Genomic DNA, 21,982 nt, shown 5'->3' with positions numbered 1-21,982 from the left:
GGCCGCGAGATGGGGGCCGAGGATTTCAGCTACATGCTGAACGCCCGTCCCGGATGCTATCTGTTTCTGGGCCAGGGCGAGGGGCCGGGGGTGCACAATCCCGGCTATGATTTCAACGACGAGATCGCGCCGGTCGGCGCCAGCTTCTTCGCCCGGCTGGTCGAGCGGGCGCAGCCGCCGGCGCGCTGATCGGAGCCGCGTTCGTCGGCCGGGGCCGCGCGGCGGAGGGCGGCGGACCGCACCGCGATGTCCGGACAGGAATGATGACCGGGCAGGATCGGCCCGGCAGATGCCCGCCATCGCGTCGAGCCGGAACGGAAGGCGGGCCGGGCGGGGCCCGGCCCGGTCGCTGCCGCTGGGCCTTGCGCCGCGCGTGCCGCGCGGGAGACGGCGCACGGCAGTGTGACGGGATCTGACCGGCCGCGACAGCGGCGCCCGAGGCAGTTTCTTGCCAAGGGCAGGCGGCGCGGATAGGTTGCGCGCCAATTCGCAAGGGCGGGGTCCGGGATTTCCGGGCCGGCCTTCCGATCGCTGACACCAATGTAAGGACGACACATGTTCGCAACCCCCGCTTTCGCTCAGGCTTCCGGCGCCGCCGGTTCGGGCGCCGCCTTCGCGCAGTTCATCCCGCTGATCCTGATCTTCGCGATCATGTATTTCCTGATGATCCGTCCGCAGCAGAAGCGCGTGAAACAGCACCGCGCCATGGTCGAGGCGCTGAAGAAAGGCGATCAGATCGTCACCCAGGGCGGCATCATCGGCAAGGTCGCCAGCATCCGCGACGACGATCTGGAAGTCGAGATCGCCCCGGGCGTGAAGGTGCGCGTGGTCCGCTCGACCATCTCGCAGGTGCTGGGCAAGACCGAACCGGTCGCCGCAAACAAATGATCCGCCAGACGCGAAAGGCGTAAGCCGCAATGCTTCAGATCGACCGATGGAAGCGCATCCTGATCATCGGGATCTGCCTTCTGGGACTGGCCTATGCCATGCCCAACCTGTTCTACAAGCGCGTCGAGGCCCATAACGACGCCATCACCACCATCGAGAAGACCGGTGCCAGCACTCCGGAACTGGATGCGGCCCGCGCCGGCTGGCCGGGCTGGCTGCCCAGCGGGCTGGTCAATCTGGGGCTCGATCTGCGCGGCGGTGCGTATCTTCTGGGCGAGGTCGAGGTGGCCCAGGTCTACAAGGCCCGCATGGACGCGCTGTGGCCCGAACTGCGCCGCGCGCTGGCCGACGAGCGCGCCACCATCGGCGCGGTTCGCCGCCTGGATTCGCCCGATGGCACGCTGAAGGTCTCGATCGGAAATCCCGACCAGATGGCCCGCGCGACAGAGATCGCGCGCGGCTTTTCCGATCCGGTCACCACGATCAGCGGCGCCGGGCAGCAAAGCCTTGCCATCACCGCCGAGGGCGGCGCGATGACGATCCGGTTGTCGGATGCCGAAAAGGCCGTCACCGATGACCGCACGATCCAGCAATCGCTGGAAATCATCCGCCGCCGCGTCGATGAGGTCGGCACCCGCGAACCCACCATCACCCGACAGGGCGAGGATCGGATCCTGATCCAGGTGCCGGGCATCGGCTCGGCGGCGGAACTGAAGGCGCTGATCGGGACCACGGCGAAACTGACCTTCAATTCGGTCGTGGCGACAGGCGGCAATGCTGACGCGCCGACCGATCCGGGGCAGATCGTGCTGCCGGATGCCGAACGCGAGGGTGTCTATTACACGCTCGAGGAAAGCCCCGTCGTGACCGGTGAAGAGCTGAACGACGCCCTGCCCTCGACCGACCAGAACGGGCTGCCCTCGGTCGATTTCCGCTTCAACCCCGGTGGCGCGCGCAAGTTCGGCGCCTATACCAGCGCCAATGTCGGCCAGCCCTTCGCCATCGTTCTGGACAATCAGGTGATCTCGGCCCCGGTGATCCGGCAGCCGATCACTACCGGTTCGGGGCAGATTTCCGGGTCGATGAATTTCGACGAGGCGAACCGCCTGGCGGTGCTGCTGCGCGCCGGCGCCCTGCCGGCCAAACTGACCTTTCTGGAAGAACGCACCGTCGGCCCCGAACTGGGACAGGACAGCATCGACGCGGGCAGGATCGCCTCGGCCGTGGGGTTTGTCGCGGTGATCGTGCTGATGATCGCCTCTTACGGGCTGTTCGGGGTGTTCGCGTCGCTGGCCCTTGCGATCAACATGGGCCTGATCTTCGGCGTGCTGTCGATGATCGGGGCAACGCTGACGCTGCCCGGCATCGCGGGCATCGTGCTGACCATCGGCATGGCGGTGGACGCCAACGTGCTGGTCTTCGAACGCATCCGCGAAGAGATGAAAACCGCACGCGGTCCCGCGCGCGCGATCGAATTGGGCTATGAACGGGCGATGTCGGCCATCGTGGACGCCAACATCACGACGCTGATCATCGCGGCGATCCTGTTCGTGCTGGGGTCCGGGCCGGTCAAGGGCTTTGCGGTGACGCTGAGCATCGGCATCGTCACCTCGGTCTTTACCGCGCTCTACGTCACCCGGCTGATGACCGTCGCCTGGTTCGAACGCGCCCGCCCCCGCCAGATCGAGGTGTGACATGGCTTTCCGTCTGAAACTGGTTCCTGACGAGACGAAGATCGACTTTTTCCGCTGGCAGGTGCTGACCTTCGGCATCTCGTCGGCCCTGGCGCTGCTGTCGGTCGTGGCGTTGCTGATCTTCGGGCTGAATTTCGGCATCGACTTCAAGGGCGGGACCACGATCCGCACCGAATCGACCCAGCCGATCGATGTCGGGGTCTATCGCCAGGCCCTGCAGCCGCTGAATCTGGGCGACGTGTCCATCACCCAGGTCTATGATCCCGGCTTCCGTGCGGATCAATACGTGGCCCAGGTCCGCATCGGCGCCCAGAGCGGCGCGGAAGCGGTCACGCCGCAGACCATCGAGGCGGTCCAGGGCGCGCTGAAACAGGTCGATCCGCCGATCACCTTCCCGTCGGTCGAATCGGTCGGCCCGAAGGTCTCGGCCGAGCTGATCCGGACGGCGGTCTATTCGGTCCTGACGGCGCTGGTGGCGATTTCGGTCTATATCTGGCTGCGCTTCGAATGGCAGTTCGCACTTGGGGCGATCGTCTCGCTGGTCCATGACGTGCTGATCACGATGGGCGTTTTCGCGGTTTTCCAGATCAAGTTCGACCTGACCACGATCGCGGCGCTTCTGACCATCGTCGGCTATTCGATCAACGACACCGTCGTCGTCTTCGACCGCCTGCGCGAAAACCTGATGAAATACAAGAAGCGGCCGCTGCGCGATCTGATGAACCTGTCGGTCAACGAGACCCTGTCGCGGACGGTGATGACCTCGGGCACGACGCTGGTGGCGCTGATCGCGCTGCTGGTGCTGGGCGGCGACGTGATCCGCGGCTTCGTCTTCGCGATCACCTTCGGGATCGTGATCGGCACCTATTCCTCGATCTATGTGGCCAAGAACGTGGTTCTCTGGCTGGGTGTCAAGCGCGACTGGACGAAGAAGGATCCCGGTCAGGACGGTTCGCCCGTGTCGGGCGCCGAGGCCCCCTGATGGCGATGCGGCCGACCGATTTCGGCGGCGCGGTGGCGGTCGACGGCTATGGCCCCGGCTTTTTCCGCGTCGGCGGCGAGGTCTTTCACGGCCCCGTCCTTGTCACCGATGGCGGTGGCCAGGGTTGGGGCGGGCTGGACGATACCGATGCGCTGCTGGCATTGTCGGGCCGCGTGGACGTGCTGTTCCTGGGGATGGGCGACCAGATCGCCCATCCGCCGCGCGATCTGGTCGAGGCCCTGGAACAGGCCGGCGTGATGGTCGAGGCGATGGCCTCGCCCACCGCGGCGCGAACCTACAACGTCACCCTGGGCGAAGGCCGCCGGGTCGCCTGTGCGCTGCTGCCGATATGAATCTGCTGTCCGTCCATGATCTGGCCGTGTCGCGCGGCGGATTGCGGGCGGTCGAGGGCGTCTCGTTCACCCTGGCGGCGGGTAGGGCACTGATCCTGCGCGGTCCCAACGGGATCGGCAAGACGACGCTTCTGCGCACGATCGCCGGGCTGCAACCGGCTGTCGGGGGGCGCATCGACCTGGCCGAGGATGCCGTGGCCTATGCCGCCCATGCCGATGGCCTGAAGGGGCAACTCAGCGTGGCCGAGAACCTGCGCTTCTGGGCGCGGGTCTTCGGCGGCGGCGGAACCCGCGACGCGCTTGAGGCGATGAACCTGAAAGCCCTGGCAGAGCGGCCGGCCGCGGCGCTGTCGGCGGGCCAGAAACGCCGGCTGGGGCTGGCGCGGCTGCTGGTGACCGGCCGCCCGCTCTGGGTGCTGGACGAACCCACCGTCTCGCTGGATAGCGCCTCGGTCGAACGTTTCGGCGCCGTCATCCGCGCGCATCTGGCAACGGGGGGCGCGGCGCTGATGGCCAGCCATACCGACCTTGGGCTGAACGAGGCGCGCGAACTGGACCTGACGCCGTTCCGCGCCCGGCCCGGCAGCCCGCGACGACCCGCCAGTTTCAACGAGGCCTTCGCATGAGCGTCGACGCCGAAGCCGCGCGCCGCCCGGCCTTCCGGACCCGGCGATGCCGATCCGGGCCGGAGGCGGGCCGCGGGCGCGGGTCCGCCGCCGGCGGCGCGGCGCCGGCAGAGGGGCGGAAACATCCATGCTTGCCCTGCTGAGACGCGATCTCGTGCTGGCTGTCCGCGCAGGCGGCGGCTTCGGCCTTGCGGTGGCGTTCTTCCTGATCATCAGTGCGCTGGTGCCTTTTGGCGTCGGACCGGGCGTGGCGGCCCTGCGTCCCATCGCCGCAGGCATCCTCTGGCTTGGGGCGCTGCTGTCCTGCCTTCTCTCGCTGGACCGCATCTTCGCGCTGGACCATGAAGACGGCAGCCTCGATCTGCTGGCCACCGCCCCGGTCCCGCTGGAAGGCGCCGTCGCCGTCAAGGCGCTGGCGCACTGGATCACCACCGGCCTGCCGCTGGTCGCGGCATCGCCCCTGTTCGGCATCCTGCTGCACCTGCCGGGTCAGGCAATGCCCTGGCTGATCATCTCGCTGCTGATCGGCACGCCCGCGCTGTCGATGCTGGGCGCCTTCGGCGCCGCGATCACCATGGGCCTGCGCCGGGGCGGGCTTCTGCTGTCGCTTCTGGTCCTGCCGCTGTATATTCCCACGCTGATCTTCGGGACCGAAATCGTGCGCCGCGGCGCCGACGGCGGCGATCCGGGCACGCCGATCCTGTTTCTCGCCGGCATCACCCTGGCGGTTCTGGCGCTGGTCCCCTTTGCCGCCGCCGCCGCCCTTCGCATCAACCTTCGCTGATGTGACTTGAGCCCCGTCCGCGCCGCCGCTAGGGAATGTCCATGTCGATCTGGGAATATGCAAACCCCGTCAAGTTCATGCGCCTGTCCGACGCGATCCTGCCATGGACGGTGGCCGGCGCGGCGATCTTCACGATCGGCGGCGTCCTGTGGGGGTTCCTGACGCCACAGGACTACAGGCAGGGCGCGACGGTCAAGATCATCTTCCTGCACGTGCCCTCGGCGATGATGGCGATCAACATCTGGGTGATGATGCTGGTCACGTCCCTGATCTGGCTGATCCGCCGCCACCATGTCAGTGCGCTGGCCGCCAAGGCGGCTGCCCCGGTCGGCGCCGTGATGACCCTGATCGCGCTGGCCACCGGCGCGATCTGGGGCCAGCCGATGTGGGGAACCTGGTGGGAATGGGATCCGCGCCTGACCTCTTTTCTGGTGCTGTTCCTGTTCTATATCGGCTATATCGCGCTGTGGTCCGCGATCGAGGATCCCGACAGCGCCGCCGACCTGACCGGCGTTCTCTGCCTTGTCGGATCGGTCTTCGCGCTGCTGTCGCGCTATGCGGTTCTGTTCTGGAACCAGGGCCTGCACCAGGGCGCCTCGCTCTCGGTCGCGCCGGGCGAACGGATGAGCGCGGTCTATCGCTATCCGCTGTATCTGTCGATGCTGGGCTTTTTCCTGCTGTTTCTGGCGCTGCTGCTGATCCGCACCCGGACCGAGATCCGCCGCCGGCGCCTGGCCGCGCTGCAAGCCCGGGAGACGCGCGCATGATCGACCTTGGCAAATACGCGGTCACCGTGCTGGCCGCCTATGGCGTCACCGCCGCGCTGCTGATCGGCATCGTCTGGCAAAGCGCGGCCGCCAATGCCCGCGCCCGCCGCGCGCTGGAAAAGCACCAGGGCCATGGCTAGGGTTTGCCGCCTTGTCGCGATTGCGGCGCTGGTTTTGGCGGCGCTGGCGGCGCTGTTGCTGTGGAACATGGATCGCGTCAACCCCACAGGCCCGTCCCCGGCCCTGATCGGCAAAAAGGCCCCGCCCCTGCCGGCGACGGTGCTGGCGGGAAAGCCCGGACTGACCGACCCGATGCTGCGCCAGCCGGGCCTGAAGCTGGTGAATTTCTGGGCCAGCTGGTGCCCGCCCTGCCGTGCCGAACATGCGACGCTGACAACCCTGTCAAAGCAATTGCCGGTCTATGGCGTCGATCTGAAGGATTCGCCGGCCGATGCGGCCGCGTTCCTGGACAGATACGGCGATCCATTCCGCGCCATCGCCGCCGATCCCGCCGGTCGCGCCGCGCTGGATTGGGGTGTGACCGGCCCGCCCCAAACCTTCATCATCGACGGCAAGGGCACGGTGCTGTTCCGCTTTGCCGGCCCCTTGCTGCGCGAGGACTACACCAACCGGTTCCTGCCCGAACTGGAAAAGGCACGACAGGCCGCGAACTAGACGGGGCGCCCCTGTCGCCAACAGCAAGCCCCGCGCCCGTTTCCGACGGCCCTTCAGGCAGTCCCGGACCGGGGGCGGGTGCCGGTCGGAACCGATGCGGCTTGCGCGCGAGGGTTGCGCGCGACAAACTGATCTCAATCCAACGACAATCAGGGAGGTCAGCGATGACACGCACCGGAATTCTCATGACGCTTCTGGCGGGCAGCGTCTGGACCATGCCCGCGATGGCCCAGCAGGCCGCCGACAGCGTCGATCCCGAAGCCGCGACCGCAGCCCGGGCGCAGGCCACCCCCGAAGCTTTTGCCGGCCTTGGCGAGGCCGCCCGCGCCGCGATGGATGCGAAACAGGCGGGCAAGCCCGTCTCGGCGCCGAACTGGATGGTGGCGGCCGCCAACCCGCTGGCGGTGGAGGCCGGCGCCAAGGTGCTGGAGGCCGGCGGCAGCGCCGCCGACGCCATGATCGCGGTTCAGGCCGTGCTGGGTCTGGTCGAACCGCAAAGCTCGGGCCTCGGCGGCGGGGCCTTCCTGGTCTGGTATGACGCCGAAAGCGGCGAGGTCACGACGCTGGATGCCCGCGAGACCGCCCCCGCCGAGGCCACGCCGACGCTGTTTCAGGACCAGAACGGCGAGCCGCTGAAATTCATGGAGGCGGTGGTCGGCGGACGGTCGGTCGGCACGCCGGGCACGCCGGCGCTGCTGGAAGAGGCGCATCGCCGCTGGGGCAAGGCCAATTGGCGCGGGCTGTTCGGTCCCGCCATCGATCTGGCCGAGAACGGCTTTGACGTGTCGCCGCGCCTGGCCTCGCTGGTCGCCGAGGAAGGCGAGGCGCTGCAACGCTTTGGCGCGACCGCCGATTACTTCTTTCCCGGCGGCACTGCCATCGCGGCCGGCGATACCTTGAAGAACCCCGCCTATGCCAAGACCCTGCGCCGCATCGCCGCCGACGGCAGCCGTGCCTTCTATACCGGCGAAATCGCACAAGACATCGTTGCCACGATCCGCAACGCCGAGGGCAATCCGGGCGTCCTGTCGACCGAGGATCTGGCGCGCTACAAGGTGATCGAACGTCCTGCGGTCTGCGTCGAATACCGCGACAACGAAGTCTGCGGCATGGGCCCCCCTTCGTCGGGCGGGCTGACCGTAGGGCAGATTCTGGGCGCGCTTGGCGGCTATGATCTGGCCGGCCTGGGGGCCGACAACCCGGAAAGCTGGCGGCTGATCGGCGATGCCTCGCGCCTGGCCTTCGCCGATCGCGGCCGCTACATGGCCGACAGCGACTTCGTGCCGATGCCGACCGAGGGTCTGCTGGATCCCGATTATCTGGCCGGGCGCGGCCAGCTTCTGTCGGGCGACGACGCGCTGCCCGAGGTCAGCGCCGGATCGCCGGGCTGGAGCCATGCCTGGCTCTGGGGGCAGGACAGCGCGATCGAGTTTCCCTCGACCTCTCAGATCTCGATCGTGGACGGGGACGGCAATGCGCTGTCGATGACCACCACGATCGAGAACGGCTTCGGTTCGCGCCTGTTCACGCAGGGCTTCCTGCTGAACAACGAATTGACCGATTTCAGCTTCGAAACCCGTGACGAGGCGGGTTATCCGATCGCCAACCGCGTCGAACCGGGCAAGCGGCCGCGTTCGTCGATGTCACCCAGCATCGTGATGAAGGACGGCAAGCCGGTTCTGGTCATCGGCTCGCCCGGCGGCAGCCGGATCATCGGCTACGTCGCCAAGGCGATCATCGGTTACGTCGATTGGGGTCTGGACGTGCAGCAGGCAGTGGCGTTGCCCAATATCGTGAACCGCTTCGGCACGATGGATGTCGAGGCGGGCACCGATGCGGCCGCCCTGGTTCAACCGCTGACCGATCTGGGCTTCGAGGTGAATGAGACAGAGCTGAATTCCGGCCTGCATGGCATCGCGGTCACGCCCGACGGCCTCGAGGGCGGGGCCGATCCGCGCCGCGAAGGCATCGCCATCGGCGGCTAGCAGGAACTGACGCGGCGCGGCTGGTTCCGGCTGCGCCCACCCGCCGGGCCGGGAATGCGCGGGGCCTAGGCTGCGCTGTCCTGCAGATCCAGATCGAGGGTCCTTCCGGCGAACCGGATCTCGGCCAGGCGATGGGCGGCGATCAGGATGGCGGCGTCGGGCAGCCAGTCGCGGATGCCGTGCAGAACCCGCGCGGCGGTGCGGGCGTCCAGCCCCTCGGTCGGCTCATCCAGCAGCAGGATGCCGGGGCGCTGGATCAACACCCGTGCCAGAGCCAGCCGGCGCGCCTGCCCGCCCGAAAGCCCGGCGCCGCCCTCGCCCAGAACGTGATCCAGCGGCAGATCGAGCCGGCAGCAATCCAGCACGGCGCGCAGATCCGTCTCGGACGCCGCGGGCGCGGCCATCCGCAGCGTGTCCCGCAGACTGCCGGCCACGAGGGCGGGCCTCTGGGTCAGGTAGCCGATGGTTCCCCCGCGACGGATTTCGCCCTGCACGGGGGGAACCAGCCCCGCGACAGCGTTCAGAAGACTGGTCTTGCCCCGCCCGCTGACGCCTTTCAGCGCGACCGTCTCGCCCGGTGCGACAGACAGGTCCAGCCCGGTCACGACCGGCGGCAGACCGGGCGCGGCGGCCACGGCAAGACACGTCAGGGCCAGCCCGGCCGGCCCCGACACGTCCGGGGCGGCGGGCGCGGATCGCGGTTCCAGCAGCGGCGCGATGCGGGCGGCGGCGCCGCGCATCCGACCCAGTTCGGCGATGCCGCGCTGCAGCGCCAGGGCCAGTTCGCCCATCGCGAGGGCCGCGAAAACCGCCAGGGCGGCCTGCGGGGCCGTGATCTGCGCCTGCATTGCCAGGCGTCCCGCCAGCCACAATGTTCCCGCCAGCGTCATGGCACCGGCGGCCTGCAAGGCCGCGGTGGCGCGATGTTCGATCCGCGCCTGTGCCAAGGCCGCGGCGCGTGCCCTGCGATCCTGCGACAGAACGGTTTCGCGCGCAGCAGTCAGCCGGCCCGCCACGGCCAGCCAGTCGCGACCGCGCAAATGATCGACCGTGGCCGAGCGCAGCGCCTGTCGTCGCGCTTCGGCCTCGGACGAGGGACCGAAAGCCGCCTTGCCGGCCCATGCCAGCACCGCGACCGCGCCGGAAAAAGTCGCCCCCGCGACCCACAGCGCGACCGAGGGTGCGACCAGCAGCCACAGACCGGTGAGGACCGCAAGCGCCGCGATCAGCAGGGCCAGCAGCGGAAAGACCAGCCGGATCGCCAGGCCATCCAGCGCATCGACATCCGCCGTCAGCCGATTCAGCGCCTGCCCGCCCCTGAGCCGCGATTGCAGCGTGAAGTCGGCCCGTGACAGCCCGTCCAGCAACCGCACCCGCAACCCGGCCAGAACCTTCAGCGTGGCGTCATGCGTGGCCAGGCGTTCGCCGTATCGGCTGCCGGTGCGGGCAATGGCGAGGAACCGGATCCCGGCCGAGGGACGGAACACGTCGAACACCGTCCCCAGCCCGGCCAGCCCGGCCATGCCCGCGGCCAGGATGAACCAGCCCGACAGCGCCAGAAGCATGATACCGCTGAGAGCCACGGCGGCCGACAGCGCGAAGCCGCGCAGGATCGCGCGGCGCTGGTCGCGCCAGAACAGCGTCGCGATCGTCAGCAGCGGTGTCATCGTCCAACCTCGATCCGGCGCGGCAGCGCCTTGATGAGCCGCGCATCATGGCTGGCCGCGACCAGCGTGGCACCCTTGCGGTGCATTTCCAGAAGCCCGGCGATGACGGCCTCGGCGGTGCCATCGTCCAGATCGGCCGTCGGCTCGTCGGCCAGGATCAGCGCCGGCCTGCGCAGGGCGGCGCGGGCGATGGTCAGCCGCCGCGCCTCGCCGCCCGAGACACCGGCGCCGCTTTCCCCCAGGCGCGTCTCCAACCCGTCTGGCAAACGCGCGACAATGCCCTGGGCGTCGGCCAGGCGCAGCGCATCGGCGATGGCACCGGGAGTTGCGGGCCGGCCGGAGGTCAGTTCCTCCCGCAGGCTTACATCGCGGAAATGCGGCTTTTGCGGGATCAGCGCCAGTGCCGCGCGCCAGTCGTCGGCGTTGCTTTGACCAAGCGGCACCCCGTCGATCCGCAGCGCGCCATAGCCCGGCAACAGCCCGGCAATCGCCAGCAGAAGCGCCGATTTGCCCGCGCCCGAGGGACCGGTCAGCGCCACCCCCTCGCCCGGCGCGATGATCAGGTCGGGCAGCGCATGGCCGCGCAGCACCAGCCCATGCGTGGTGACGGTGCCGGCAAGCGCCCTGCCCGCATGGCCCGCGCCCAGAATCGCGGGCACGGGCACGGCGGCATCGGCCAGCAGATCGCGGGCGACGGCCTGGGCCGCGATCCGGTCGTGCCAGGCGGCGGCCATGTCGCGCAGGGGCTGAAAATAGGCCGGGGCCATCAGCAGCAGGAATATCGCCTCGGCCAGCCCAAGATCGCGGCCCCAGGTGCCGAAATCCAGCGCGCCCAGCAGCGTGAAGCCCACGAAGACGGCCATCATCGCCACACCAAGCGCCGCGAACAGTTCCAGCACCGCACCGGACAGGAAGGCGACGCGCAGGACGGCCATCGTGCGCGCCCGCAGCCGGTCGGCGCGCAACGTGAAATCCGCCAGCATCGCCCGCCGCGCGCCCAGCAGGCGGATATCCACCAGCGCGCCGATCCGGTCCAGCATCAGCGCATTCAGATCCGAGATCTCGTCCATCTGCCGTTTCGCGGCATCCCGCGCCGCCAGACCGATCAGCGCCATGAACATCGGGATCACCGGCCCGCTGATGGCCAGGATCAGCCCCGCCGCCCAGGACAGGCCGGTGCTGACCGACAGGATCAGCAAGGGCATCACCGCCACGCGGGCACGAACCGGGTGCCAGCGCAGCAGATAGGGTCGCAGCATCTCGATCTTGTCCACCAGCAAGGCGGCGGTTGCCGCGGACGAGGGCGCGGCGGCCTCGGGCGCGCGGCGATCGGCGCGGCACAAAAGCGCGGAACGGGTATCGGCGATCACCGCATCGGCGGCCGCCTCGGCCCGGCCTGCCGCCCAGAGGCCCGAAACGGCGCGCAGGATGCCGATCGCGGCCACGCCGCCGGCGCACCAGCTCAGGGCCACGACGCGCCCGGTGGCCAGCCCGGCCAGCGCCCAGGCCAGCAGCGCGGCCTGCGGCAGCCACAGCGCCTCTGCCAGTGTGCTCAGGGATGCGGACAGACGCAGGGCGCGTTGCTGCGAAGCCGCCATGCGGACCAGTTCGGCGGGGATAGGAGCGGGTTCGCGAGCCATGCCGCCGGTCTCGCGCGGACGGGGCGGGCCGTCAATGCGCCGCTGCGTCGCGGCGACCGCGCGGCCGGCGACGGGCTGTCACGCGCAACACGCGCCTGACGCCCAGCGGCAGCGACCGGACCGGGCCTGCCCGGTCCGACCCCCCTTTTTTTGCCCTTCCGCCGCGGCGTCCGGACTCGCCAACCGGCTTGGGCCGCGCAGCCGGGCCACAGGTCCCGCGCCCCGTGGCACAGGGCATGGATGCGCGCTTGACGCCTGACGGGGCGCGCGGCAAGCAGGCGGAATGATCGACCTGCGCCCCGTGGCCCATCCCATCGGAAAGATCCTGATCGTGCTGGGCGCGGGCATGACCCTGCCAATGGCGCTGGATTGGTGGGACGGCAATCCGAACTGGACCATCTTTCTGCAATGCAGCCTGCTGACCATGGTCGCGGGTCTGCTGACGATGGTGGCCACCGGAGGCGAGGAACGCTCGCTCACCATCCAGCAGGCGTTCCTGGTCACCTCCGGGCTGTGGGCGGTCCTGCCGATCTTCGGCGCGCTTCCCTTCATCCTGGGTCAGCCCGAGGCCAGCCTGACCGACGCCTATTTCGAAGCCATGTCCGGCGTCACCACCACCGGGACAACGGCGTTTCCGGCGCTGGATGACCTGCCCAGGGGCGTGCATCTGTGGCGCGGCATCCTGCACTGGAGCGGCGGGCTGGGGATCGTGGTGGTGGCGATGGTCTTTCTGCCTGTGATGAAGATCGGCGGCATGCAGTTCTTCCGCTCGGAAGGGTTCGACACCCTGGGCAAGATCCTGCCCCGCGCCGGACAGATCGCGGCCGAGATGACCCGGCTCTACCTGTTTCTCACCGCCGCCTGCATCGTTACCTACCTGTTGCTGGGCATGACCGGATTCGATGCGGTGATGCACGCTTTCAGCACCGTTTCGACCGGCGGATTCTCCAACTATGATGCCAGTTTCGGCCGCTATCTGGGCGCGCCGGAATGGGCGGCGTCGGTGTTCATGATCCTGGCCTCGATCCCCTTCATCCGCATGGTGCAGGCGATGCGCGGAAATTTCGTGCCCTTTTGGCGCGATGTCCAGATCCGCGCCTATCTGCGCTGGATCTTCTATGCCTGCGCGATCATCGTCGTCTATCGTCTGCTTTACGTTCAGCAGGACGCGCGCCCGGCCGAGGTCATCCGCGAAACCGTCTTCAACACGATCTCGACCTTTTCGGGGACGGGATTTTCCTCGACCGACATCACCCAGTGGGGGCACCTGCCCTTCGCGATCCTGATCGTCTGCGGGCTGATCGGCGGCTGTACCGGCTCGACCGGCTGTTCGGTCAAGGTTTTCCGCTATCTGGTCCTGTTCGAGGCCGTGCGCGTGCAGGTCCGCCGGATGCATTCGCCGCACCGCATCTATGCCCTGCGCTACGAGGGCCGGCCGCTGGACAAGGATGTGGTCGATTCGGTCATGGCCTTCTTCACGCTTTTCATGCTGTCCTTCGGTCTGCTGATCGTCGGACTGTCGCTGACGGGTCTGCATCCGAAGACGGCGCTGACCGCGGCCTGGACGGCGATCGCCAATGTCGGCCCGGCCTGGGGGCCGGAGGTGTCGGAAAACGGCTCGATCGCGGATTTTCCCTTGGCGGCCAAGTGGATGATGATCTTCGGCATGTTTCTGGGGCGGCTGGAACTGATCTCGGTCCTGGTCCTGTTCTTGCCGCGCTTCTGGCAACGATGACCGTCAGAGCCGTTTCTCGAAGAACAGATCGGGATAGGGATCGTCGTTGAACCGCGGGATCGCGGTCCAGCCGAGGCGCCGATACAGGGCCACGGCCTCGCGCAGCGCGCTGTTGGTGTCCAGCAGCAGACGCGCCCTGCCCTGTGCGCGGGCACAGTCCTCGATCCGGTCCATCATCCGCCGCGCCAGCCCCAACCCGCGCGCCGAGGGCGCGACCCAGACGCGCTTGACCTCGGCGCTTGTGCCGTCCGGACGGCCCTTCAGGCCGGCGCAGCCGATCGGCATGTCCTCGGCGACCGCCACCAGAAACACCCCGCGCGGCGGCATCATGTCCGCCGCCTCGGGATCGCAGGACAGCGACACGTCGAAGCCGCGCGCGAACCGTCTGGCAAGTTCGCCGTAATATTGCCGCAGACAATGCAGCGCCGCCGGATCGCGCGGATCGACCTCGCGCAGCGCGATCCGGTCACGCCCGAAAGCCGTCGCGATCAGGTCCATTGCCTCCAGCAGGGCTTGCCTCTGGGGATGGCGGTCCAGCAAGGCCCGGGCGCGATCATCGGCGATCGCCTCGTAGGCGTCGAATTCGGCCCGCCCGGCCTCGGTCAGCCTCGCCCGCCGCCGCCGTGCATCGCCCGGATCGGCCGTCATCGCGATCAGCCCCTCGGCCTCCAGCCCGCGCAGAAGCCGGCTCAGCAGACCGCTGTCCAGTTCCAGATCGGCGCGGATCGCGGCCACGTCCTGCCGGCCCCGGCCGATCGCATTCAGAACCCTCGCCGCGCCAAGCGGCCGGCCCCGCCCCAGAAACGACCCATCCAGCGCCCCGGTCTCGGTCGTCACGGCGCGCTGGAACCGGCGCAGGCGCAGAACGGGATCATCATACATCGCAAGCCTCGCGATCCTTACCTGACCTTGGTCAGCTAAATCCGATCGCGATGCCGCGCAAGCCTGGATGTTGCCGATCGGTCGGCCGCAGCGGAGGCTGCGGTGAGGAAACGCCCCGCCGTTAATATTTCCTTGTCCGCCGAACTACCGCAGGGCCCCCGCGTTGTCACGACAGACATCATCACGGAGGACGACGCATGATTACCCGCAAAGGATCGGCCAAATGGGACGGTGGGCTGAAGGATGGCAAGGGCCTGGTCTCGACCCAGTCCGGCGCATTGTCCGATCAGCCCTATGGCTTCGGCACCCGGTTCGAGGACAAGCCGGGCACCAATCCCGAGGAATTGATCGGCGCGGCCCATGCCGCCTGCTTTTCCATGGCGCTGGCGATGATGCTGGAACAGGAAGGCATCTCCGGCGTGAGCATCGAGACCAGTTCGAAGATCGGCCTGGACAAGGAAGGCGAGGGGTTCGCGGTCAAGACCGCCCATCTGGTGACGACGATCGGCGCCGACGGCGATGAATCGAAGGTGCTGGAGGTGGCGCAGAAGGCCAAGGAAGGCTGCCCGATCTCCAAGCTGCTCAACGCCGAGATCACCATGGAGGCATCCGTTCGCTGATGCTGATCCGGATCGGGCACGAATTCGTCATCAAGACGGCGCAGGACACGCCGCTCATCTGCATGACCGCGCCCCATGTGGCGCGGCATGCCGATTTCGTCGCGCCCGAGGCGGTTCACACCGCGCCGCAGGTTCCGGTTCACGATTATTTTGACAGATACGGCAATATCTGCCGGCGCATGACCGCGCCGGCGGGACGCTTCGTGCTGTCGAGCGACGTCACGCTGCATGATAACGGCTTGCGCGATCCGGTGGACGAAAGCGCCGAGGAATGGCCGGTCGAGGGGCTGCCCGACGAGGCCCTGTCCTTTCTTGGCGGCTCCCGATATGTCGAGACCGACCTGATCAGTCAGGAGGCCTGGGACCGGTTCGGCGGCATGAAACCCGGCTGGGGCCGGGTGCAGGCGATCGTCGATCACGTCCACGGCCGGATCCGGTTCGACTACCAGCAGGCCCGCGCCACCCGCACGGCCACCCAGGCCAACAGCGAATGCGTCGGGGTCTGCCGCGACTTTGCCCATCTGGCGCTGGCCTATCTGAGGGCGCTGAACATCCCCGCCCGCTATGTCAACGGATATGTCGGCGACATCGGCGTTCCGGCGGATTCCGCTGCGATGGATTTCGCGGCCTGGATCGAGGTTTTCCTGGGCGGCCGGTGGTGGACCTTCGATCCGCGCAACAACCAGCGCCGGATCGGCCGGGTCGTGGTCGCCCGCGGCCATGATGCGGCCGACGTGCCGCTGATGAACAGTTTCGGCCAGCATGTGCTGGAAAGCTTTCGCGTCTGGTGCCATCCCGTCGACGGGTCCGGAAGGGAACTGGACGGGATGCTGTTCGCATGATTTGGAGTCTCGAGGATGGTCGCCGCCCTGATGGCCGGCGATCTCCGACGCCTTGGCATGCTGAAAGCGGTCTGGAAGGGCGCGGAGCCCGGCCGGGATCAGACCATCATTTCCTTCGTGGCGGTCAGTCCCAGATCGGGATGATCGCGTTCGACGCGGTCGATGTCCCATTGCAGGCGCGTGAGATAGACCAGATCACCGTCATGGTCCTGCGCCATCTGGCCCTTGTTGGCATTGGCGAAAGCCTCAACCTTGTCCTTCGGTCCCGTCACCCAGCGGGCCGAGGTGAATTGCGAGGCCGCGAACCGGACCGGAATGCCGTATTCCAGTTCGATCCGGCTGGCCAGGACATCGAATTGCAACGCGCCGACGACGCCGACGATGAATCCCGACCCGATCATGGGCTTGAAGACCTTGGCCGCGCCTTCCTCGGCGAATTGCATCAGGGCCTTTTCCAGATGCTTGGCCTTCATCGGATCGGTCGCGCGCACCGATTGCAGCAATTCGGGCGCGAAGGACGGGATGCCGGTGAAACGCAGCGCCTCGCCCTCGGTCAGCGCATCGCCGATGCGCAACTGGCCGTGGTTCGGAATCCCGATGATGTCGCCGGCCCAGGCCTCGTCGGCCAGTTCACGGTCCGCGGCCAGGAACAGCACCGGATTGGACACGGCCATGGGTTTCTTCGTGCGCACATGGGTCAGCTTCATGCCGCGTTCGAAATGACCCGATGCAAGGCGAACGAAGGCAACCCGGTCGCGATGCCTGGGGTCCATGTTGGCCTGCACCTTGAAGACGAAACCGGTAACGGCCTTTTCCTCGGGCGCGATCTCGCGGTTGGCGCTGTTCTGCGGCTGCGGCGGGGGGCCGTAGGCACGGATCCCGTTCATCAATTCGCGCACGCCGAAGGAATTGATCGCGCTGCCGAACCAGATCGGCGTCAGATGGCCTTCCAGAAAGGATTTGCGATCGAAGGCGGGCAGCAATTCGCGCGCCATCTCGACCTCTTCGCGCAATCTGGAAAGAAGCTCGTCGGGCAGGTGCCGGGCCAGTTCGGGATCGTCCAGACCCGCGATGCGGATCGATTCCGCCACCCGGTTGCGATCGGCCCGGTCCATCAGATCCAGGCGGTCGTGCAGCAGATCATAGCAGCCCAGGAAATCGCGGCCCTGCCCGATGGGCCAGGACGCGGGGGACACGTCGATCGCAAGGTTTTCCTGGATCTCGTCGATGATCTCGAAAACATCGCGGCTTTCCCGGTCCATCTTGTTGCAGAAGGTCAGGATCGGAAGATCACGCAGACGGCACACCTCGAACAATTTCCGGGTCTGGCTTTCCACGCCTTTCGCCCCGTCGATAACCATGATCGCCGCATCGACAGCCGTCAGCGTCCGGTAGGTATCCTCGGAAAAATCGCTGTGGCCCGGCGTATCGACCAGGTTGAAACGGTGCCCGTCATAGTCGAAGGACATCGCCGAGGCCGACACAGAAATGCCGCGATCCTGTTCCATCTTCATGAAATCCGATCGCGTCCGGCGCGCCTCGCCCTTGGCGCGGACCTGTCCGGCCATCTGGATCGCGCCGCCATAGAGCAGGAACTTCTCGGTCAGCGTAGTCTTGCCTGCATCCGGATGCGAAATGATCGCGAAGGTCCGGCGGCGGGCGATGTCGGCGGGAAGATCGGGGCGGTTCTGCATGGCGCGCATCTAGCGCGACAGAGGGGAAAGCGCAATCGCGCATCAGGGCCGCACAGGACGGCCGAACCATTGCAGAACATGCAGGGAAACTGCGCAATAATAGATGAATGCAAATCGTGATCGCGACAATTTGGCTTAAGTATTGACAGTATGTTAATCAGATTACCAATATCAAAAGGTTGTTTCTGGATCGCTCTTTCTTGCATATAAATGCCGAGAATGATCCTGGCGCGTTCGCGCGCATTTCCGGCCGGTACATGGTGATGGTTAACGATCTCAGGAAAGTGTATCACATGACGCTCGACACTTCTTACGATCAGATGATGCATATCCTCTCGGCACGAGGGCTGGAATGGGTCCGGCGCCATGTCGACGCGCTGCCCGATCCCCTGCCGGCCGGACATGACGCCGTGGCGCCGTTGTCCCAGGCCGCGCGCCTCGCGCCGGTCTGTTCCGGGTTGCGCGGCAGTGTCTCGCCACTGGAGATATTCGTGCGGCGGCGTCTGGATGATCGGCTGGTTGCGGAGGTCTGCGATCTGATACGCCGCAAGGGGGCCGAGCCCGAAATCTGTGACACGCTGGCGGCGGCGCAGGGGCTGGGGCTTGGCGGCGGCGCGGGGGCTGGGGCTTGGCGGCGGCGCGCTTTATCGCGCGATCAGGGATTTCTGCGACCGCGACGATCTGGATCTGGCGGCGCAATTGGCCTTGCAGACCAGACCCGCGCCGCCCTTGCTGACCGCGGCCGAGGAATGGTTGCGCCGGCCGCTATCCGCCGCCGCTCTGACCGCGGATCGGGCCGACCTGTTCGGGCGCCTGGTGATGCAGATCTACGGCTTTGGCGCACAGCGCCCGAAACTCAGCACCGCGCGTGCCTATGGCGAGATCTTCGAGAATTGTCTGCGGATCGCGGATTGGGCGCTGCGTCGAAAGGATCTGACGGTGCTGGCCCGGATCATCTATTGCATCTGCCTGATCGACCCCGATCACGATGTCGGCCCATGGCTGTCCGACATCGTCGCAAGCCAGCGTCCCGACGGCTCATTCCCGGACCGGACCGGATTTGGCACGCAAGATCAGGATTTCGCGGTCGCCGGACGGTCCACGATCGCGGCTGTCGCGGCGTTGCACATGGTGCGCTATCGCCGCTGGCACAAACCGCCGCCCGACCGGATGGCGGCCTGATCGGTCAGAACAATCCCTCGACCTGACCGCTGGCGTCCAGCCCGATGGTCTCGGCTGACGGGTGCCGCGGAAGACCGGGCATGGTCATGATTTCGCCGCAGATCGCCACGACGAAACCCGCGCCCGCGTTCAGCCGCACCTCGCGAACCGGGATCGTGTGGCCGTCGGGCGCGCCACGCTGGTTGGGATCGGTGGTAAAGGAATATTGCGTCTTGGCGATGCAGACCGGCATCGCACCGTGGCCCGCCTCTTCCCAGGCTTCCAGTTGTGCGCGGATGCCCGGCGCGGCCTCGACGTGGGCCGCGCGATAGATGCGGGCGCAGATCGTCTCGATCTTCTGCCACAGCGGCATCGAGGATGGATAGAGCGTGTGGAAATCGGCCTTGCCGCTTTCGGCCAGCGCCACCACCTCGCGGGCCAGATCCTCGGCCCCTGCCCCGCCCTCGGCCCAGTGCCGGGCCAGCACGGCCCGGACATCGTGATGGGCGCAATAATCCTGCAAGACCGCGATCTCGGCCTCGGCATCGCCATCGAAATGGTTCAGGGCCACGACGACGGGCAGCCCGTAGCCACGCAGGTTTTCGATATGCCGGCCCAGATTGGCGCAGCCGCGCCGGACGGCGGCGGGATCCCGGGTCGAAAGATCGGCCCTCGCCACGCCGCCATTCATCTTCAATGCCCGGATCGTCGCGACCAGCACGACCGCCGAGGGCGCCAGATTCGCGATGCGGCATTTGATGTCCAGAAACTTCTCGGCCCCCAGATCGGCGCCGAAACCCGCCTCGGTCACCACATAGTCGGACAGCGCCAGCGCCGCGCGGGTGGCGATGGCGCTGTTGCAGCCATGGGCGATATTGGCGAAGGGACCGCCATGGACCAGCGCCGGATTGTTTTCCAGCGTCTGCACCAGATTGGGTTGCAGCGCGTCCTTCAGAAGCACGGTCATCGCGCCATCGGCCTTCAGATCACGCGCCGTGACAGCCCGGCGATCGCGCGTATAGCCGATGACGATGCGGCCCAGCCGGGACTGGAGATCGGCCAGATCGGTGGCCAGGCACAGGATCGCCATCACCTCGGACGCCACGGTGATGTCGAAGCCGGTCTGGCGCGGAAAGCCATTTGCAATCCCTCCCAGCCCAAGCGCCATCTCGCGCAGCGCGCGGTCGTTCATGTCCATGACCCGCCGCCAGGTGATCCGGCGCGTGTCGAGATCCAGCGCATTGCCCCAGTAGACGTGATTGTCGATCATCGCCGACAGCAGGTTGTGGGCGCTTGTGATCGCGTGGAAATCGCCGGTGAAATGCAGGTTCATCTCTTCCATCGGCACGATCTGGGCCCGGCCCCCGCCGGCGGCGCCGCCCTTCATGCCGAAATTCGGCCCCAGGCTGGCCTCGCGGATGCAGATCGTCGTGCGCTTGCCGATCCGGTTCAGCGCATCGCCAAGTCCGACAGTGGTCGTGGTCTTGCCCTCGCCCGCGGGCGTCGGGTTGATCGCAGTGACAAGGATCAGCCGCCCCGCCTTGTGGACAGGCAGCCGGGCAAGCGCGTCATGGGTGATCTTGGCCTTGTCATGGCCATGGGGAAGGATGTCTCGCGCGCCCAGCCCAAGCCGGGCGGCGATGTCCTGAATGGGCAGCTTCTGCGCGGCGCGGGCGATCTGGATATCGGATGTCATGGCACCAGAATGCCCGAGGCTGCGCCCCTGTCAACGCGCAAGCCGGCCCCCGTCCGCCTAGCGCACGACAAGGACCGAGATCGGCGCATGGCGCACGACCGCATTGGCATGGCTGCTGATCAGGATGCTGCGCAGCTCGTCCGGCTGGTGGCTGGCCATGACGATCAGGTCGGCGCCGATCCTGTCGGCGCTGCGCAGGATGGTTTCGGCGACATGGCCATGTCCCACATGGGTCACGACCTTCTCGCCCGGCATCTGCTGTTCGGCGAAATTGTCCAGCGCATCCTTCATCGCCTCCAGCGCCTGTTTCTCGAACCCTTTTGGCAGATAGGTCGCAACCATGGAGGATCCGATGTCCAGAACGATTCCCAGCAGATGGATCGTGCCGGTCGCGCCCGCCTGCGCGCGCGCGGCGGGAAGCGCCTTTTCCCAGCTTTCGGGATCTTGCAGGTCGATGGGCAGCAGGATCGTGTCAGGCATGGCTCAGCCCCTTTTCCCGGCGCCGCGGCGTGGATTCATCCGGTTCGATCCGGCGCCGCTGCAGCCAGACCACCAGCGCCAGGATCAGCAAGGCGGGAATGTAGATCCAGTATTTCGACGGGGCGGGCGCCGGTGCGCGGACCAGCAGGATCTTTTGATCCCAGTCCAGACCCGCCGCCTGAGCCGGGCTGTCGAAGGCCACGTTGTCGATCACCACCTCGTCGCCGTTCCGGATCGTCTCGATGCCCAGGGCCTGCATCCGCTCTTCTCCGGTGGCGCCTTGGGGCACCTCCAGCAGCGCGGTGAACTCGACGGGGTCTCCGACATCGTTCAAGCCGGCCACCCGCAGCCGCAACGGATCGCCCACGGGCGAATCCTGCAACGCCTGCGCGAATTCCGTGGGCGGCAGGTCGTCATAGGGCGGATAGATGTAATCCATGAAAAAGCCGGGCCGGAAGATCGCGAAGGCGACCAGCAGCAGCAGCACCGTCTCCCAGATCCTGTTGCGAACCAGGAACCAGCCCTGCGTCGCGGCCGCGAACAGCAGCATCGCCACCGTCGCCGTGATGAAGACGAAGATGCCGTGGATCCAGTCCACGTTGATCAGCAGAAGGTCGGTGTTGAAGATGAACAGGAAAGGCAGCGCCGCGGTGCGCAGGCTGTAGAAGAAGGCGATGACCCCGGTCTTGATCGGATCGCCGCCTGACACCGCGGCGGCTGCGAACGAGGCCAGCCCCACGGGCGGGGTCACGTCGGCCATGATGCCGAAGTAGAACACGAACAGATGCACCGCGATCAGCGGCACGATCAG

The 21,982-nt window shown here is 67.3% G+C and carries 22 protein-coding genes; 15 read left to right on the top strand and 7 right to left on the bottom strand.

Annotated elements, in window-relative coordinates:
- The 11 genes from B4L36_RS13265 to ggt form a co-directional block, all read left to right on the top strand.
- The coding region (locus tag B4L36_RS13265; protein WP_349675829.1) for a M20/M25/M40 family metallo-hydrolase at positions 1–189 on the top strand (189 nt) is incomplete at its 5' end.
- Between the two features lie 366 nt (positions 190–555).
- A complete protein-coding gene (gene yajC / locus B4L36_RS13260) occupies positions 556–888 on the top strand; it encodes a preprotein translocase subunit YajC (RefSeq protein WP_292958107.1) in 333 nt (110 codons plus the stop codon).
- 29 nt (positions 889–917) lie between these two features.
- On the top strand, positions 918–2,582 hold the full coding sequence (gene secD, locus B4L36_RS13255) for a protein translocase subunit SecD (RefSeq protein ID WP_292958105.1): 1,665 nt from the start codon (positions 918–920) through the stop codon (positions 2,580–2,582).
- Between the two features lies 1 nt (position 2,583).
- Positions 2,584–3,564 (top strand): protein translocase subunit SecF, encoded by a 981-nt coding sequence (gene secF, locus B4L36_RS13250; RefSeq protein WP_292958103.1) that lies wholly within the window; start codon positions 2,584–2,586, stop codon positions 3,562–3,564.
- Positions 3,564–3,917, top strand: coding sequence for an Mth938-like domain-containing protein (locus B4L36_RS13245; RefSeq protein WP_292958101.1), 354 nt, complete (start codon positions 3,564–3,566; stop codon positions 3,915–3,917). The genes secF and B4L36_RS13245 overlap by 1 nt, the downstream gene beginning before the upstream one ends.
- Positions 3,914–4,543 carry a heme ABC exporter ATP-binding protein CcmA gene (ccmA, locus tag B4L36_RS13240; protein WP_292958099.1) on the top strand — a complete coding sequence of 210 codons (630 nt, stop codon included), beginning with the start codon at positions 3,914–3,916 and terminating at the stop codon, positions 4,541–4,543. Before B4L36_RS13245 ends, ccmA begins: the two co-directional genes overlap by 4 nt.
- A gap of 127 nt (positions 4,544–4,670) precedes the next feature.
- Entirely contained in the window at positions 4,671–5,327 is a 657-nt protein-coding gene (gene ccmB / locus B4L36_RS13235) for a heme exporter protein CcmB (protein WP_292958097.1), read from the top strand.
- A gap of 41 nt (positions 5,328–5,368) precedes the next feature.
- Positions 5,369–6,094 carry a heme ABC transporter permease CcmC gene (ccmC, locus tag B4L36_RS13230; protein WP_292958095.1) on the top strand — a complete coding sequence of 242 codons (726 nt, stop codon included), beginning with the start codon at positions 5,369–5,371 and terminating at the stop codon, positions 6,092–6,094.
- Entirely contained in the window at positions 6,091–6,234 is a 144-nt protein-coding gene (gene ccmD, locus B4L36_RS13225) for a heme exporter protein CcmD (RefSeq protein WP_292958093.1), read from the top strand. Before ccmC ends, ccmD begins: the two co-directional genes overlap by 4 nt.
- A complete protein-coding gene (locus B4L36_RS13220) occupies positions 6,227–6,769 on the top strand; it encodes a DsbE family thiol:disulfide interchange protein (RefSeq protein ID WP_292958091.1) in 543 nt (180 codons plus the stop codon). The genes ccmD and B4L36_RS13220 overlap by 8 nt, the downstream gene beginning before the upstream one ends.
- Before the next feature lie 164 nt (positions 6,770–6,933).
- A complete protein-coding gene (ggt, locus tag B4L36_RS13215; protein WP_292958089.1) occupies positions 6,934–8,754 on the top strand; it encodes a gamma-glutamyltransferase in 1,821 nt (606 codons plus the stop codon).
- Between the two features lie 65 nt (positions 8,755–8,819).
- Here ggt and B4L36_RS13210 read toward each other — a convergent pair whose 3' ends face one another.
- Positions 8,820–10,421 (bottom strand): amino acid ABC transporter ATP-binding/permease protein, encoded by a 1,602-nt coding sequence (locus tag B4L36_RS13210; protein ID WP_292958087.1) that lies wholly within the window; start codon positions 10,419–10,421, stop codon positions 8,820–8,822.
- A complete protein-coding gene (locus tag B4L36_RS13205) occupies positions 10,418–12,061 on the bottom strand; it encodes an ABC transporter ATP-binding protein/permease (protein WP_292958085.1) in 1,644 nt (547 codons plus the stop codon). Before B4L36_RS13205 ends, B4L36_RS13210 begins: the two co-directional genes overlap by 4 nt.
- Before the next feature lie 283 nt (positions 12,062–12,344).
- On the opposite strand from B4L36_RS13205, the gene B4L36_RS13200 reads away from it, so the two are divergent.
- Positions 12,345–13,796, top strand: coding sequence for a TrkH family potassium uptake protein (locus tag B4L36_RS13200; protein ID WP_292958083.1), 1,452 nt, complete (start codon positions 12,345–12,347; stop codon positions 13,794–13,796).
- Between the two features lie 3 nt (positions 13,797–13,799).
- Here the strand turns inward: B4L36_RS13200 and B4L36_RS13195 are convergent, their stop codons facing one another.
- Positions 13,800–14,678 (bottom strand): bifunctional helix-turn-helix transcriptional regulator/GNAT family N-acetyltransferase, encoded by an 879-nt coding sequence (locus B4L36_RS13195; protein WP_292958081.1) that lies wholly within the window; start codon positions 14,676–14,678, stop codon positions 13,800–13,802.
- Positions 14,679–14,875: 197 nt separating this feature from the next.
- Between B4L36_RS13195 and B4L36_RS13190 the strand changes: the two genes are divergently transcribed.
- On the top strand, positions 14,876–15,298 hold the full coding sequence (locus tag B4L36_RS13190; RefSeq protein WP_292958079.1) for an OsmC family protein: 423 nt from the start codon (positions 14,876–14,878) through the stop codon (positions 15,296–15,298).
- Positions 15,298–16,140, top strand: a complete 843-nt coding sequence (locus B4L36_RS13185; protein WP_292958077.1) for a transglutaminase-like domain-containing protein — start codon at positions 15,298–15,300, stop codon at positions 16,138–16,140. The genes B4L36_RS13190 and B4L36_RS13185 overlap by 1 nt, the downstream gene beginning before the upstream one ends.
- Positions 16,141–16,238: 98 nt before the next feature.
- Here the strand turns inward: B4L36_RS13185 and B4L36_RS13180 are convergent, their stop codons facing one another.
- Entirely contained in the window at positions 16,239–17,843 is a 1,605-nt protein-coding gene (locus B4L36_RS13180) for a peptide chain release factor 3 (protein ID WP_414692185.1), read from the bottom strand.
- A gap of 561 nt (positions 17,844–18,404) precedes the next feature.
- On the opposite strand from B4L36_RS13180, the gene B4L36_RS13175 reads away from it, so the two are divergent.
- Positions 18,405–19,016: a hypothetical protein gene (locus tag B4L36_RS13175; RefSeq protein ID WP_292958073.1), complete on the top strand. Its 612-nt coding sequence runs from the start codon at positions 18,405–18,407 to the stop codon at positions 19,014–19,016.
- Between the two features lie 4 nt (positions 19,017–19,020).
- Here B4L36_RS13175 and B4L36_RS13170 read toward each other — a convergent pair whose 3' ends face one another.
- From B4L36_RS13170 to B4L36_RS13160, 3 genes are all read right to left on the bottom strand, one after another.
- Positions 19,021–20,691 carry a formate--tetrahydrofolate ligase gene (locus B4L36_RS13170; RefSeq protein ID WP_292958071.1) on the bottom strand — a complete coding sequence of 557 codons (1,671 nt, stop codon included), beginning with the start codon at positions 20,689–20,691 and terminating at the stop codon, positions 19,021–19,023.
- Positions 20,692–20,748: 57 nt separating this feature from the next.
- Positions 20,749–21,171 (bottom strand): universal stress protein, encoded by a 423-nt coding sequence (locus B4L36_RS13165; protein WP_292958069.1) that lies wholly within the window; start codon positions 21,169–21,171, stop codon positions 20,749–20,751.
- The coding region (locus B4L36_RS13160; RefSeq protein WP_292958067.1) for a DUF3394 domain-containing protein at positions 21,164–21,982 on the bottom strand (819 nt) is incomplete at its 5' end. The genes B4L36_RS13160 and B4L36_RS13165, both read right to left, overlap by 8 nt.

It is taken from the genome of Paracoccus sp. UBA889, from assembly GCA_002294185.1.
In the GTDB taxonomy this organism is placed as follows: domain Bacteria; phylum Pseudomonadota; class Alphaproteobacteria; order Rhodobacterales; family Rhodobacteraceae; genus Paracoccus.
The sequence above is the reverse complement of the archived record's forward strand: the minus strand, read 5'-3'. Positions and strand labels throughout refer to the sequence as shown.

Coding starts and splice junctions, on each gene's coding strand:
- yajC (WP_292958107.1), top strand. CDS start 556: ATGTTCGCAACCCCCGCTTTCGCTCAGGCTTCCGGCGCCGCCGGTTCG.
- secD (WP_292958105.1), top strand. CDS start 918: ATGCTTCAGATCGACCGATGGAAGCGCATCCTGATCATCGGGATCTGC.
- secF (WP_292958103.1), top strand. CDS start 2,584: ATGGCTTTCCGTCTGAAACTGGTTCCTGACGAGACGAAGATCGACTTT.
- B4L36_RS13245 (WP_292958101.1), top strand. CDS start 3,564: ATGGCGATGCGGCCGACCGATTTCGGCGGCGCGGTGGCGGTCGACGGC.
- ccmA (WP_292958099.1), top strand. CDS start 3,914: ATGAATCTGCTGTCCGTCCATGATCTGGCCGTGTCGCGCGGCGGATTG.
- ccmB (WP_292958097.1), top strand. CDS start 4,671: ATGCTTGCCCTGCTGAGACGCGATCTCGTGCTGGCTGTCCGCGCAGGC.
- ccmC (WP_292958095.1), top strand. CDS start 5,369: ATGTCGATCTGGGAATATGCAAACCCCGTCAAGTTCATGCGCCTGTCC.
- ccmD (WP_292958093.1), top strand. CDS start 6,091: ATGATCGACCTTGGCAAATACGCGGTCACCGTGCTGGCCGCCTATGGC.
- B4L36_RS13220 (WP_292958091.1), top strand. CDS start 6,227: ATGGCTAGGGTTTGCCGCCTTGTCGCGATTGCGGCGCTGGTTTTGGCG.
- ggt (WP_292958089.1), top strand. CDS start 6,934: ATGACACGCACCGGAATTCTCATGACGCTTCTGGCGGGCAGCGTCTGG.
- B4L36_RS13210 (WP_292958087.1), bottom strand. CDS start 10,421: ATGACACCGCTGCTGACGATCGCGACGCTGTTCTGGCGCGACCAGCGC.
- B4L36_RS13205 (WP_292958085.1), bottom strand. CDS start 12,061: ATGGCTCGCGAACCCGCTCCTATCCCCGCCGAACTGGTCCGCATGGCG.
- B4L36_RS13200 (WP_292958083.1), top strand. CDS start 12,345: ATGATCGACCTGCGCCCCGTGGCCCATCCCATCGGAAAGATCCTGATC.
- B4L36_RS13195 (WP_292958081.1), bottom strand. CDS start 14,678: ATGTATGATGATCCCGTTCTGCGCCTGCGCCGGTTCCAGCGCGCCGTG.
- B4L36_RS13190 (WP_292958079.1), top strand. CDS start 14,876: ATGATTACCCGCAAAGGATCGGCCAAATGGGACGGTGGGCTGAAGGAT.
- B4L36_RS13185 (WP_292958077.1), top strand. CDS start 15,298: ATGCTGATCCGGATCGGGCACGAATTCGTCATCAAGACGGCGCAGGAC.
- B4L36_RS13180 (WP_414692185.1), bottom strand. CDS start 17,843: ATGCGCGCCATGCAGAACCGCCCCGATCTTCCCGCCGACATCGCCCGC.
- B4L36_RS13170 (WP_292958071.1), bottom strand. CDS start 20,691: ATGACATCCGATATCCAGATCGCCCGCGCCGCGCAGAAGCTGCCCATT.
- B4L36_RS13165 (WP_292958069.1), bottom strand. CDS start 21,171: ATGCCTGACACGATCCTGCTGCCCATCGACCTGCAAGATCCCGAAAGC.